Origin of the sequence: Nocardia sp. NPDC059240, assembly GCF_042753865.1 — a bacterium.
In the GTDB taxonomy this organism is placed as follows: domain Bacteria; phylum Actinomycetota; class Actinomycetes; order Mycobacteriales; family Mycobacteriaceae; genus Nocardia.
Genome location: NZ_JBHZAC010000008.1, coordinates 324,081 through 336,392, shown reverse-complemented (window position 1 = coordinate 336,392; position 12,312 = coordinate 324,081). Strand labels below are relative to the sequence as shown.

At 64.7% G+C, this 12,312-nt stretch carries 13 protein-coding genes and 4 tRNA genes; 6 read left to right on the top strand and 11 right to left on the bottom strand.

Features of this window, described 5'->3' with window-relative positions; translation table 11 throughout:
- Positions 1-102: 102 nt before the first annotated feature.
- The gene (locus ACFXHA_RS29050; RefSeq protein WP_379362146.1) at positions 103-897 is read left to right on the top strand and encodes a transporter substrate-binding domain-containing protein; all 795 of its coding nucleotides are present in this window, start codon (positions 103-105) and stop codon (positions 895-897) included.
- A gap of 62 nt (positions 898-959) precedes the next feature.
- Positions 960-1,952, top strand: coding sequence for a DUF3443 family protein (locus ACFXHA_RS29045; protein WP_379362145.1), 993 nt, complete (start codon positions 960-962; stop codon positions 1,950-1,952).
- A 14-nt stretch (positions 1,953-1,966) separates the two neighbouring features.
- Here the strand turns inward: ACFXHA_RS29045 and ACFXHA_RS29040 are convergent, their stop codons facing one another.
- The 4 genes from ACFXHA_RS29040 to ACFXHA_RS29025 all read right to left on the bottom strand — a co-directional run bounded on the left by ACFXHA_RS29040 (position 1,967) and on the right by ACFXHA_RS29025 (position 3,276).
- Positions 1,967-2,917 carry a hypothetical protein gene (locus tag ACFXHA_RS29040; RefSeq protein ID WP_379362144.1) on the bottom strand — a complete coding sequence of 317 codons (951 nt, stop codon included), beginning with the start codon at positions 2,915-2,917 and terminating at the stop codon, positions 1,967-1,969.
- Between the two features lie 88 nt (positions 2,918-3,005).
- A tRNA-Val gene (locus tag ACFXHA_RS29035) sits at positions 3,006-3,080 on the bottom strand.
- Between the two features lie 29 nt (positions 3,081-3,109).
- Positions 3,110-3,180, bottom strand: a tRNA-Cys gene (locus tag ACFXHA_RS29030).
- Positions 3,181-3,203: 23 nt separating this feature from the next.
- Positions 3,204-3,276, bottom strand: a tRNA-Gly gene (locus tag ACFXHA_RS29025).
- 371 nt (positions 3,277-3,647) lie between these two features.
- Between ACFXHA_RS29025 and ACFXHA_RS29020 the strand changes: the two genes are divergently transcribed.
- Positions 3,648-3,722: transfer RNA gene (locus ACFXHA_RS29020), tRNA-Val, on the top strand.
- 359 nt (positions 3,723-4,081) lie between these two features.
- Here ACFXHA_RS29020 and ACFXHA_RS29015 read toward each other — a convergent pair.
- Entirely contained in the window at positions 4,082-4,549 is a 468-nt protein-coding gene (locus ACFXHA_RS29015) for a hypothetical protein (protein ID WP_379362143.1), read from the bottom strand.
- A gap of 348 nt (positions 4,550-4,897) precedes the next feature.
- On the bottom strand, positions 4,898-5,842 hold the full coding sequence (locus ACFXHA_RS29010) for an alpha/beta fold hydrolase (RefSeq protein WP_379362142.1): 945 nt from the start codon (positions 5,840-5,842) through the stop codon (positions 4,898-4,900).
- A 250-nt stretch (positions 5,843-6,092) separates the two neighbouring features.
- Between ACFXHA_RS29010 and ACFXHA_RS29005 the strand changes: the two genes are divergently transcribed.
- Positions 6,093-6,620, top strand: a complete 528-nt coding sequence (locus tag ACFXHA_RS29005; protein ID WP_379362141.1) for a hypothetical protein — start codon at positions 6,093-6,095, stop codon at positions 6,618-6,620.
- Here ACFXHA_RS29005 and ACFXHA_RS29000 read toward each other — a convergent pair.
- From ACFXHA_RS29000 to ACFXHA_RS28985, 4 genes are all read right to left on the bottom strand, one after another.
- Positions 6,604-7,389 (bottom strand): class I SAM-dependent methyltransferase, encoded by a 786-nt coding sequence (locus ACFXHA_RS29000; RefSeq protein WP_379362140.1) that lies wholly within the window; start codon positions 7,387-7,389, stop codon positions 6,604-6,606. The genes ACFXHA_RS29005 and ACFXHA_RS29000 overlap by 17 nt on opposite strands.
- Before the next feature lie 78 nt (positions 7,390-7,467).
- Positions 7,468-7,899, bottom strand: coding sequence for a hypothetical protein (locus ACFXHA_RS28995; RefSeq protein ID WP_379362139.1), 432 nt, complete (start codon positions 7,897-7,899; stop codon positions 7,468-7,470).
- Positions 7,900-7,969: 70 nt separating this feature from the next.
- On the bottom strand, positions 7,970-9,091 hold the full coding sequence (locus ACFXHA_RS28990; protein ID WP_379362138.1) for an acyltransferase family protein: 1,122 nt from the start codon (positions 9,089-9,091) through the stop codon (positions 7,970-7,972).
- Between the two features lie 252 nt (positions 9,092-9,343).
- Positions 9,344-9,568, bottom strand: coding sequence for a hypothetical protein (locus tag ACFXHA_RS28985; protein WP_379362137.1), 225 nt, complete (start codon positions 9,566-9,568; stop codon positions 9,344-9,346).
- A 277-nt stretch (positions 9,569-9,845) separates the two neighbouring features.
- On the opposite strand from ACFXHA_RS28985, the gene ACFXHA_RS28980 reads away from it, so the two are divergent.
- Positions 9,846-11,069 carry a cytochrome P450 gene (locus tag ACFXHA_RS28980; RefSeq protein WP_379362136.1) on the top strand — a complete coding sequence of 408 codons (1,224 nt, stop codon included), beginning with the start codon at positions 9,846-9,848 and terminating at the stop codon, positions 11,067-11,069.
- A 30-nt stretch (positions 11,070-11,099) separates the two neighbouring features.
- On the top strand, positions 11,100-11,870 hold the full coding sequence (locus ACFXHA_RS28975; RefSeq protein WP_379362135.1) for an EI24 domain-containing protein: 771 nt from the start codon (positions 11,100-11,102) through the stop codon (positions 11,868-11,870).
- Here the strand turns inward: ACFXHA_RS28975 and ACFXHA_RS28970 are convergent.
- Positions 11,863-12,165 (bottom strand): hypothetical protein, encoded by a 303-nt coding sequence (locus tag ACFXHA_RS28970; protein ID WP_379362134.1) that lies wholly within the window; start codon positions 12,163-12,165, stop codon positions 11,863-11,865. The two genes, ACFXHA_RS28975 and ACFXHA_RS28970, sit on opposite strands and share 8 nt — an antisense overlap.
- Positions 12,166-12,312 lie beyond the last annotated feature (147 nt).

Here is a 12,312-nt window from a genome sequence, read left to right as displayed (position 1 = left end):
GCGCGGAACGTAGCCGCCAATTGTGGCCGATTTCCGCGCACGGCAATCCAACCGGGATCGAATCACCGCATGCGTCGGTGACTCTCGAGTAGCCTTCGGTGCGTGCGTATTTCGAGTCGATTGTCGCCTTTGCTGACGTTGGTGCTGGTCGGGGGGCTGGCTGTCGCCGGGCTGGCCGGGCCCGCGGCCGCGGAGTCGTCGCGATTGGTCACCGTCATGCAGTCCGGCGTGCTGCGCGTGTGCACCACCGGCGACTACCCGCCCTACACCCTGCGCGGCGCGGACGATACCTACCAGGGCGTTGACATCACGCTGGCCACCGAACTCGCCACCACCCTGCACGCGGTGCCGCAATGGATTCCGACCACCTGGGCCACGCTGGCCGATGACTTCGTAGCGCAGTGCGACCTGGCCGTCGGCGGCATCTCCGACACCGCCGACCGCCGCCGCGTCGCCGACTTCTCCATCCCCATCGCCACCGACGGCAAGACCCCGGTCACCCGTCGCAGCGACGGTGACGCCTACTCGACGATCGCCGAGATCAACCAGCCCGGCGTCCGCGTCATCGTCAATCCCGGCGGCACCAACGAGAAGTTCGCCCGAACCAACTTCCCGGACGCGAACATCATCGTCTGGCCCGACAACCTCACCATCTACGACCAGCTGGAACAAGGCAACGCCGACGTCTTCGTCACCGACTCCGTCGAAGGCCGCTACCGCCAGCGCACCCACCCCGACCTCCAGGTCCTCCACCCCGACAGCCCCTTCGACTCCGCCACCAAGGCATATCTACTCCCGCGCGGCGACCTCGCTTTCGACAGCATCGTCAACATGTGGGTGCAAGCCCAGCTCAGCAGCGGCAGGCCCACACAACTACTCGGCGACTGGATCGGCTGAAAATTCAGACCGATTAGTACAAATCCCCAGAGTTGTACGGTCGTGCTGTTATGTTGGCCCGCATGCGGCTAGTGACCGTCCTGACCTGCATGTTCGCTCTCACGGCGATTGTGGCTCCCGGCAGTTCTGCCGATCCGGCGGACATCGCGGCCGCGACCCGGGCCATCCCACTCAGCGTCGGAAAAGTCGGCGGGGATCCCCGGCTCACCGTGGAGGTCACCATCGGTACCCGGACCCTGACCGTCATGGTCGACACCGGTTCGACCGGGCTGCGGGTGATGGCCGACAAACTCGACGCGGCCGATGTCACCGTGATCGGGGCGGCGCAGGACTACGGCTACGGCAGCGGGACCCGGCTCGTCGGCGATGTCGTCAGCGCGACGGTGTCGATCGGCCAGTGGAAGACCGCCGCCCCCATCGAGTTCGAACAGGTCACCCAAACCGTCTGCAGCAAGAAGAAACCGAACTGCCCCGCCGCCAACGGCAACAAGCCCATCATGTTCGGCGGCACCTACGACGGCATTATCGGCCTCGGCACCAACACCGACAGCGGTATCGGCAACCCGCTCTGGGACCTCCCGAACGGCATCGGCCACCGCTTCGCCGTCCACTACGACCCGGGCGGGAAGAGCCGCCTCCTACTCGACGTCGCCGACAAGGGCTTCTCCCGAGCCCTCATGCCCGCCCCCGACAACCCGCCCGCCGCGGGCCGCCAGCCCTCTCGCGCGTCGACGGTGGAGGCATGCTTCGAAATGACCGACCTCCCGCAGGGAAAGTTCTGTGGCCCAACCCTGTTCGACACCGGCGCCCCCGCCATCGCAATCGGGCTCCCACCCGGCAACGACGCCTACGCCGGCCCCGTCCCCACCGGCACAGACCTGACTCTCAGTGCCGGGCAACCGAAATGGTCCACCGATCTCCACACCGACCGACATCTCCGCGCCCGCGTCGAATCAGGCCCCGCGGCCCGCTCCCTGGCCGGCCTCCTTGTCTTCGCCGACGCCGACATCCGCTTCGACTTGGATTGCGGAACAGTAGGTTTCCGCGACCACTGAATTCATCGAATGGGCTACCGACGGCAGGTGTCGTACTCGGCCCGTAGCTTGTCCTGCAACGCGGTGCTGTCGGGTGTCGCGAGGTCCGCGCGCAGGTCACTGCCGTACTCGTTGGTGTAATCGCACGCTCCGACATCGACCGACCCCGCGAAGCGAAGTGCATTGTCCGACAAGCCTTGACGCCACATCAGCAGCAGCGGATGGGCTGTGGTCGGCGCGATGGCGGCGATCATCGCCCGCAGCGCGGTCTCCGGAACGTCGCGCGGCGCGATCTCGACGATCAGCCGGGAGATATGCCCGTCGCGGACGGTGACCGAGCTGGTTTGTCCGGGCAGCGTGGACAGCAGTTGCTCCACGGCCGTGCGCCGGTCCGCGCTGAGCGGCAGGCTGACAGTCCACCACTGGTAGTCGGAGTCCGCGTTCGTGATCATCTGCAACCGCACCGCCTGATCGGCGAACGCGGTATCCGCTGCCGCGAGAATTTCGAACGGGTGCTGGCCTTTGGCGATCCACAGCCTGCTGCTCTTGCCTGATCGCGTCCACTCCACCGCGTCGATATTCGCGGCAGCCGAGGTCGCGAACTGCCGCAACCGCAGACTGTCGTCCGCGATCTGCCCGGCATCGAGCCCACCCTCGCGAACGATCGTGGCCTTGTCCGCGACATAGAACTCGGCCTTCTGCTGGTACTTGTCGAAGTCATGCCCCTCGAGCTGCTTGATTCGCGCCACCACGGCGACAATCTGCTCCCGGTCCGCACCATGCATGTCCGCGGACATGCCCAGGCGGGTGCCTTGCGTGATGTTGTTCGAGGTGTATGCCGAAAACTGCTGCACCCCCGGCATCACCGCGATCTCGCTCTGCAACCGCGCCGCCTCCTGGGTGCGGTCCGGTGCCGCCGTGCACGCCGACAACCCCAAGGCCGCCACCGCGAAGACCACTCCGAACGCGACCGATCGACCGAACATGCCGCCTCCCAAGTCACCTGGCCGGATCGAAAGGTAGGTCGAACAGCAGAAAGGCCCGGCGTCAGCCGGGCCTCATCTGTATGAAACTTGGTGCGCGATACTGGGATTGAACCAGTGACCTCTTCCGTGTCAGGGAAGCGCTCTCCCGCTGAGCTAATCGCGCGGGTATTTAGTTCCTCTTCAAAAGAGAAGAGGCGGCGACGGGAATCGAACCCGTGTGCACGGCTTTGCAGGCCGTTGCCTCACCACTCGGCCACACCGCCAAGCAGGCCGTGTTGGCCCCTCGAGCGGATGACGGGATTCGAACCCGCGACCCTCACCTTGGCAAGGTGATGCGCTACCAGCTGCGCTACATCCGCATTTCGTCCCGGGGGCCTTTCGGCTGTCCCGCTGACGAGGTAGAACATTAGCCGACGCGATGCGCATGCAACAAATCGCCTGGTAGACCGGGGTAAATCCGAACTACAGGCGTGTAGTTCCGCGATGGCCTGCACGGATGCGGTTCTCGCGGAACACGGATCGCCTCCCATCCCACCGCGCCCCGGCGACGCCCCCGTGTCGCTCCGGCAACACCCCGGTGAAACCTCACCCACCCCACATCCCCCAGAAACCCCAGTTTTACGCCGTTGTGCACGCGATTTGGTATGACGGCAACCAGGTGTGTAATCTTCATTCTCGTTCGAGCGGCACGAAAGCGCCGCTCCGAGCAGTCGCCTCGGCGACATCCCGAGGTTCTATAGCTCAGCGGGAGAGCACTCGCTTCACACGCGAGGGGTCGCTGGTTCGATCCCAGCTAGAACCACCACAGAGTGAAGCCGCAGGCCGGAAGGCCTGCGGCTTCACTGCATATGGGTATCAACCCGAACCACTTCGACCTTCATCTGCGAATAGCCGAACCGTGGGCCGTTCGACAAGTATCTGGTCAGCCCTGGTGTTACCCGTTTGGATGGTTGCGTAATTACGGCATCCTCTCGGGCGGTTCACTGCTGCATGTGTGCTGGTAGCGTTCGTGCGAGCCTCGATTACGTCCGCACTGCCGGCGGTTGTACAGCAATTTGCCCGTTGATCTTCCGATGCCCCGCACTGGCCGATTCGGTCAGCGCGGACGCGATAAAGCGGACATTCATGAATTGAAGTCTAAGGCGTGCCGTCCATCAGCAGCAATCAATTTGCGGTTCGACGCAAACGTGCCGCCTGAATTCTCCGACGCCAAGAATGCCAATGCTGCCACCAATGCCGCCGATGCAGCCACTGCCGACCACGGCCGGGAGGAGGCAGCGGAGTAGGGTACTTCTCCCGCTTCCACCACACGTCGTGTCCGTAGTAGACATCCTTAGCCCAGTACCCTTCCGTCTCGTGGTAGATGGGACTATCGCCCACGAATTTTAGGCCGAGAAATCTCTCGTTTATCCGCGCAATAGCCTCCTTTTCGTCGATTCTGTAATTATTCACCATTTCGACTACAACTGCCCAAAAAAAATCTGCGGCCTCCATATCTACGTGAAACGTAAATCCGTCCATTATCCCACTCCCTCCTGGATTCATTAATGCTTCATCTCTGTCTTGGAAGCCATAGATCCTTTTCTGTATGCCAATTGGTTTGCTGACCACTGCCGGCAGGGGCTTGGCCACGCTTGAATTCTCGCAGATTGCTAAGCCTAGGCCCTTCTACCACATCAAATTCATGGCTGGGGTCAGGAGCTCGCCGGAAGTATTCTATGAATCGAGACCAATCGGGGCCGTTGGACAGCGATCGTCGATTGAGTTGCCCGCTATTGCCGGACCTTGGACGCGGTGCTGGACCTGCTGCTGCGCCGCTGATGATCGGTGAATCCCAGGTCGATCCGGGCCGTTGCTCGGCGGGTGCCGACCGGTTTGACCCGGATCTTTGGGCCATCGACTGTCGGGTGGTTCGGGTTGATCATGGTTAGAACCACTGAAATGGCCGGTCCTCAGGGACCAGCCATTTTTGTTTTCCGGCTATGCGGCCACCGAAGACCGGGGGCGGGTGGCGTGCGCGCGAGTGATCAAGCGAGCGAGGGCGTCGGCGACTTGGGTCGGCTGTTCGATGATCACCGAATGGCCGGCGCCTTCGACCAGTACCAGATCCGAGTAGTCGACGGCCGCGGCCATGGCGATGGAATGGGAAGGCGGGGTCAGTGAGTCGACCGAACCGCACAGCACCAGCGTCGGGATGCGTGAAAGTGCGGCCAGGGCGTCGGTGCGGTCGTAGGTGGCGAGAGCTTGCAGGAAGGCTGCCATCGTGACGATCGGTGTCTGATTGTGGATCGCGTTCGCGAGAGTCAGCCAGTGGGTACCGAGCGTGCGATCGCCTCGCCGGGCGTTGCGGATGATCGGCGTGAAAGCCTTGTCTGCCAGCAATTTCGCGCCATGCATAAGCCTGGGGGCGTAACGCACCGCGGCCTGGAACATCGAGATGACCGGGTGGCGCAGGAAGCGGCCCAGACCCGCCTCGGTGAGGTTGCCTGCCGCTGTCGCGATGAGCCCGATGCCGATGACACGAGTGCCGATGTCGTACGGGTTGCGGCTGACATAGGTCAGGACGCTCATGCCGCCCATGGAATGGCCGACGAGGATGAGCGGTCCGGTGGGGGCCACCGCGGCGAGCACCGTCCCCAGATCGTCGGCGAGCTGTTCGAGGGTGTAGGTGCGACGGTCGGCATGGGCGGAGTCGCCGTGGCCGCGATGGTCATAGCAAACGATCCGGGCATGAGGGTATTGCCGCAGCAGAGCGTCGCGGACCGGGGTCCAGGATTCGCTGTGGCCGCAATGCCCGTGTGAGAGGACCACTGTCAGATCGGCCTGCCGGGGGCCGTGGATCCGGACCTCGAGTGCCACGCCGTCCTCGGTCCGGACGACGGCGCGAGTCTGCGCCGAGCGGGCGAGGGTACTCACGATCGACATCGGTGCTCCAATTGCTCAGCGGGGTAATCCCACTATTCGCTGAGCGGGCCGCCGATCGGAGGCTCCCGGGGAGTGAAGACCACTCCCCAAGGTGTCGCCAGATTCCACCAAGGTGGTCCCTCGGCCCCGACGACGATATGCCCGGCCTGCTCGCCCTGGTGCAGGGCGCTGAATGCGGACCCTCTATTCTGCGGAGCCGAAGAATCCGGCGAGAAAACGGCCGGACGGGACAGGGTGGGGAAGAATCTCGATGGACACCAGCGATCAAGCAGGCGTGGCGAACGATCAGGGCAACGAGCCATATCGACCCTACGAGCCGTATCCCGATGCCCCCGCCGCCCAGTCGATCCCATACCCGCCGGCCGGTCCCCACGGCTACAACACCTATGGCTATCACCCCTACGCCCAGATTCGACCGTATCCCACCACCATGCCCAAAGGCGTGCGAGCAGCCCAGATCATTTCCTGGGCCTTCGGCGGCCTGGGCATCGCTCTCTCGATCCTTGCCGGAGTCCTTGGCAATTACGAGCTGTGCGGAACCCTCATCGCAGGCTTCCTCCCCGCCTTCTTCCTAGCGCTCTTCGCTTTCGGATTCACCGTGAACGGGAACGGCATACGCGTCGCGTCAATCATTTTCGCAAGCGTCGGAATCCTCTTCGGCCTGGGCGGCATGGCCCAACTCAAACCGCCCGGCCTCCTGGGCTTGGCCGCCAGCATCACCATCCTCATCCTGATCTCGAAGAACTCGGCCGCCGACTGGTTCAAACGCCCCCACTGAATCCTTTGGACGGTCGCAGCCGGCATTCGAGGAGCAAGAACAGCGGGCGTCTGAAGTTCTCGTCCCACCAGGGGTTCTGCGCTCGCTGTTCGGCGGTCGGGTGAGGTTCTCGCAGGTCGGTGATGGCGAATCCGGCAGCGGTGATCATGCGGATGTAGGCCTCGAGGGAGTACAACGACTGGACCGACGCGGCCGGTGAGGTGAGTTCGCCTACGCTGAACCGCTGCTCGACTGTCCGGACTCCGAAGTAGTCGTCGGCGGAGAAATCCCGTGCGTCGGCGGCCGTGCGTTCGGCACGGGCGGCATAGAAGCAGGGATGCATGCCGAGCAGGATCAGACGTCCGCCCGGTTTGAGCACTCGTGCGAACTCGTGAAATCGCATGCCCGGGTTGGCTATGCCGTTCGGTAGCCGGTTGACGACCACCAAATCGACGCCGGCAGCAGCAACGGGGAGCGCCGCGACATCCGCGTGATGGAATGTCGCCGAGTCGGCGCGGTACTCAGGGTGTGATCGCGCGGCGTCGATGAATTCCGCGCAAGTGTCCACTCCGTGAACATGTTTCGCGCCGAGCTGAACAAGACGCCGGGCGAGATAGCCCTCCCCGCAACCGGCGTCGAGGATCTCCAGTCCGCTGCAGTCGCCGATGAGGTCCAGCAAAGCCGGGTCGGTCAGGAGTATCTGGTACGGGTCGAGCTCGTCGCGAATGATGGTGATCCAGAACTCCGCGTTCTGCGCGTAGGCGTTGGACACCGGCTCGTCACCCAGCACTGGCCCTCCTCAGGATGGTCACGCCCTACCGTACTGATCGGCACCGATGACATGATCTGCGATATCTGTGCCGATCGGTCAGAAGATGTTCGAGCTGCGGTGCTGATCGCGCAGTTCCTTGAGGGCGTCCCGGGTGGCGTCGGCGTCACCGGTCTCCTCGAACCGCATCACGATGTCGGTCAGCTTGTCGCGAGACTCCATGAAGCCCCGCCGCTTCTGCAAGGGCTTGAGCCAGGTATCCAGGGCAGTGACCACGGCGACCAGTAGCGAGAGCACCGGCGTCCAGTGGATGAGCCACGCGCCCGCGCTGCCGGAGAGGTTTTGGTTGGCGGCCACGGTCGCACTCGCGACGATCAGCACGATGCGCGACAGGTAGTAGGTGATGCCGTAGTTGATGGTCCCCAGCTGCCAGCGCCGCGTTTCGCGGGCCAGCTCCTTGCGCAGGCGCGGGGCGGCAGGGGAGTCGGCACCCTGCTTCGAGAGTTCGACATTCGCTTCGTTCATGCTCACTCGCCGATTGTGTTGGGTGACTTCACGCTTCGCGACCGTGACTGTCCACGGCCTTGCCCGGCGATCCGGGTTAGGGCGAGGTGCCGTCCGCGGTCTGGGGTGCGACTTCGTCCCGATGGCTGCTGCGAGGTTTCGCAGTGTGCTTGCCCGGTTTCGGCTTCTCGCCCAGCACGAACGTGCGGATCACGGCGACGTTGCGGAACAGGAGCTGGAAGACGATGGGGGCGGTGATGCCCATCGCGAGGCCCACAATGAACAGCTCCCAGCGCATGTGGATGCCGAGATGTTCGAGGACGATGCGGGTGCCGGCGGTAGCGAGGTCGTGCAGGAGGTAGATGCCGAAGGAGAAGCCGCCGATCCAGGCCAGGATTTTCAGGTTGACGTATTCGCGGGCCGAGTAGATCAGGATCAGGGCGGTCGCGCCGACGGTGAGGGTGATGGAGCGGTCCTCGTAGCCGTCGGGGTGGAAGACGCCGTCGATCGAGAGCAGGCGGACGGTGTAGAAGCCGATGAATGCCGTGAGCGCGAATACCGCTGGGGTGCCGCGCAAGTCGAGCAGCGAGTGCCGCCGCAACCCGTAGCCGATGAGGAAGAACGGGAGCAGTCGCACCGCGCCGCTGACGGTGAAGACATCGACCCGCGCCGGTACCTCCACGACGATATAGCCCACGGCCGCAAGGAAGGTGGCGACGGCCCAGCCGGTGCGCGAATCGAGAACGCCGAGGCTGTCGAGGATTCCGATGACGAGGAAGATCAGGAAGATCGACTGGAGAAACCAGAGATGCTCGAACCCGAACACGTAGATGCGCCAAATGGGCAGATTGTGCGGGTTGTAATTGGTGCCCGGGATGTTGCAGGCGAGAATGTATTGCAGCGTGCCGACCGTGATCAAGGGGTAGAGCAAGCGGCGGGACTTACCTTTGACAAGTCGCGGGTATTGCTGCCAGCTAGTGATCGGCACCATTGCGTAGACGTAGCCGGAGAGCAGCGTGAACAGTGGCATTCGAATATCGGCCAGCGCGAGATACGAATAGTGCCAACCGGAATGGTCGCCGACACGTAGCCCCTGATTGCCGATTCCGATGACGTGTCCGGCCACCATCAGGATGACGGCGATCCCGCGGAGCGCCTGAATGGAGGGGTCTTGCCGACGAGTCCGCGAGGGATCGGAGGCCGCCGTGATGTGAAACATTTGCTTCCGATCAGGTAATGCCCTCGAGCCACACGTCGAGTTCTGCGCGCAGTGATTTTATGCCGCGGCGGTGCGCAGTGCAGCGCATCCAGCGAACCTGTGAACGCGAACTCCCTTACGCCAGCAAAGAATTGGAGCTGCCGCGGTCCCACGGGAACCGATCGGTCGGTCCCTTGCGGTGCTGGTTCGTCGCTGCGGACACGACGGAGCCGCAGGTCATGAACCTGCGGCTCCGGTCGAGTCTGGGTCCGGTCAGTGATGTTGGAGTTTGCGCTTCATCTCCTTGTCCAGGTTCTGCGCGTCCGAGCGCGCCTGCTGGGCTTCCCGCTTCATGCCCTCGCCCATACGATCCATATCGCGGCGGGCTTCATCGGCGAGGCGGTCCATGTCGCGTTCCATGCGCTGACCCTGGGCCTGCATACCCTGCTTGGCTTTATCGGCCATCTGACCGGGCTTTCGGCCGTGCTTGCCAGACATTCCAACCTCCGTGTCGGTAGGTCTTGGTCCGAAACAACCAGACTGGACGCGGGCCCATATCCGGAACAGCCTTGGAGGGCCGCATCCTCCGAATCTCCGAGCGTCACCGAGTCGTATCCACCGTGAGCGGCGGGAAACGCCGGCAACCGGGGTGTTCGTAGCAACTGTCTAGACAACAATTGCGCCTCGTAGAGCCTGCGCCCCCGGATTCCTGCTGTCAATACCCCGCTTCCAATACGCTGCGCTCGGTATTACTCCCGGGTAAGGTAACCGCTCGATGCCAGAGCTAGTGTCGCCCGGCCAGACCGCACAGGCCGCCGGGCGAGTACCGATGTACACGCCGGAGTTCGCCGCCGACCCACATCGGTGTTATCGCCAGCTACGGGAGAGATTCGGGACGCTGGCCCCCGTGGAGCTCGCTCCCGGGGTACCGGCCACGCTGGTGCTCGGATACCGCACGGCGGTAAGGATTCTCAACGATCCAGAACGTTTTCCCGCCGATCCGCGGACCTGGGAGGCCGGGGTGCCCGCGGACTGCCCGGTGCTGCCGATGATGCAGTGGCGGCCCAACGCGTTGCGCAACGCCGGCCGCGAGCACACGCGCTATCGGCAGGCCAATACCGTGGGCCTGACCGGGGTCGACCACCACCGGCTGCAGGTCACCGTGGAACGGGTCGCGGTGTCGCTGATCAACTCGTTCTGCGTGGCCGGGTCCGCGGATCTGGTGCGCGACTACGCTTTTCCGCTCGCGTTCCGGGTGCTCAACCAGTTGCTCGGCTGTTCGGTCGAGATCGCGGCGCAGGCGGCGGAGGGATTCCGGGCCATCTTCGAGGGGATCGGAGCCGAACGCGGCAACGAACTGCTCGCCGACGCCCTGCTGCAACTGGCCCAGTTCAAGCGCGCGCATCCGGGTGAGGACGTCACCACCCGCCTGCTGCGCCACCCGGTCGGGCTCAGCGACACCGAGATGGTGCATCAGCTGGCCACCCTCTACGGCGCGGGCATCGAGCCGCAGCAGAATCTGATCGTCAACACGCTCCTGCTGCTGCTCGTCGACGACCGCTTCCGCGGCAGCGCACTGGGCGGAAGCCTCTCCACCCGAGACGCTCTCGACGAAGTGCTCTTCGACGATCCGCCGATGGCGAACTTCTGCTTCAGCTACCCGCCGCGCGATGTCCTGGTGGACGACCGCTGGCTGCCCGCGCATCAGCCGGTCGTCATCAGCATGGCGGCGTGCAATACCGATCCGGCCATCCGAGGCGGGCAGTTCACCGGCAATCGCTCGCACCTCGCCTGGGGTGCCGGGCCACACGCCTGCCCCGCCAGCTCCCTGGCCTACCTGATCGCCCAGGAGGCCGTCGACCAGTTGCTCGACGCGCTGCCGGAGATCAACCTGGCGGTCCCGACCACCGAATTGCGGTGGCGGCCCGGACCGTTCCACCGCGCGCTCAGCGCGTTGCCGGTCGTATTCGCGCCCGCGCCACCGCTGCCCGAGGGCTGAGGAGGCGGCCGGACCGGCTATGGTTCCGGCGTGCGCGATTTCGGGGTGGGTTTCGGGTATCTGCTTGCGGGACAGCGGTGGATGGCACGCCATCGTGGCGACTATGGGCTCGGGCTGCTGCCGGGCCTCATCACGCTGGTGCTGTATATCGCGGCGCTGACGGCCCTGGCGGTGTGGGGCACCGATCTGGTCACCGCCGCAACACCGTTCGCCGACCACTGGGCGAGCCCCTGGCTCGGCGTGTTCCGCGGATTGCTTACGGTGGCCCTGTTCTGCCTGGTCATGCTGGGCGCCGTGCTGGCCTTCACCGCCGTCACCCTGCTGATCGGGCAGCCGTTCTACGAGGCGCTCTCGCAGCGCGTGGATCGCTCGGTGTCCCCGGACGGTTCGGCTCCGGAATCGGGTCGATCATTGTGGTTGGAACTGTGGATCTCCGCGCGCGACAGCTGCCGCATCCTGGTGCGGGTCGCGCTGTGGGGAATCCTGCTGTTCGCGCTGGGATTCATCCCGTTCGTCGGCCAGACCGTGGTGCCGGTGATCGCGGCCCTGGTCACCGGGTTCTTCCTCGCCCACGAACTGACCGCGGTTGCGCTGCAACGCCGTTCGATCGACCTGCGGGAGCGGCTGACCCTGCTGCGCGCCCGCCGGGGCCTCGCGTGGGGCTTCGGCGCGCCCCTGGGCCTCATGTTCCTGGTCCCGTTCGTCGCGGTCTTCCTCATGCCCGGCGCGGTCGCGGGCGCGACACTGATGGCCCGCGACCTGCTGGGTGAACCGAGATCGGCTGTGCCGAAGCTCAGTTGATGGTGAAGCTGCCCGCCATCGGCGGCGTGCCGTCGGCCCCGGCGGTCACCGTGCCGATCGGGTCGCCCGAGCAGTCGATGCTGGCGTAGAAGGTGGCGTCCTGATCGGTCGTGTTCGACACGGCCGTGGTGTCCAGGTCGGTCAGGGCGATGCGGACGCAACCCGTCGGGTTGACGAGCACTCGGCCATTCGAGACCAGAATGCCGTTGGCGGCCTGGGCCGTTCCGGGCACCAGCACCGCCACCATCCCAGCCACCGCGGCCGCGCCGAGAACACCGGCAATACGCAACTTCATCAGATCCTCCGTCGTGAAACAGCGCCCCATCCCTCGGGGCCGTTGCAAGCTATCGCGTCCCGGGCACCGTCACGTGACCGGGAGAATACGGCGATGTTTCGTCCCCCGGCCCGCGGCACCGTCGAATCCGGCCCGGGCCTCATCGGC

What these genes read in the sequence shown, in the direction of transcription:
- ACFXHA_RS29045 (WP_379362145.1), top strand. Translation starts at nt 960, where the DNA reads ATGCGGCTAGTGACCGTCCTGACCTGCATGTTCGCTCTCACGGCGATT.
- ACFXHA_RS29040 (WP_379362144.1), bottom strand. Translation starts at nt 2,917, where the DNA reads ATGTTCGGTCGATCGGTCGCGTTCGGAGTGGTCTTCGCGGTGGCGGCC.
- ACFXHA_RS29010 (WP_379362142.1), bottom strand. Translation starts at nt 5,842, where the DNA reads ATGTCGATCGTGAGTACCCTCGCCCGCTCGGCGCAGACTCGCGCCGTC.
- ACFXHA_RS29005 (WP_379362141.1), top strand. Translation starts at nt 6,093, where the DNA reads ATGGACACCAGCGATCAAGCAGGCGTGGCGAACGATCAGGGCAACGAG.
- ACFXHA_RS28990 (WP_379362138.1), bottom strand. Translation starts at nt 9,091, where the DNA reads ATGTTTCACATCACGGCGGCCTCCGATCCCTCGCGGACTCGTCGGCAA.
- ACFXHA_RS28985 (WP_379362137.1), bottom strand. Translation starts at nt 9,568, where the DNA reads ATGTCTGGCAAGCACGGCCGAAAGCCCGGTCAGATGGCCGATAAAGCC.
- ACFXHA_RS28980 (WP_379362136.1), top strand. Translation starts at nt 9,846, where the DNA reads ATGCCAGAGCTAGTGTCGCCCGGCCAGACCGCACAGGCCGCCGGGCGA.
- ACFXHA_RS28970 (WP_379362134.1), bottom strand. Translation starts at nt 12,165, where the DNA reads ATGAAGTTGCGTATTGCCGGTGTTCTCGGCGCGGCCGCGGTGGCTGGG.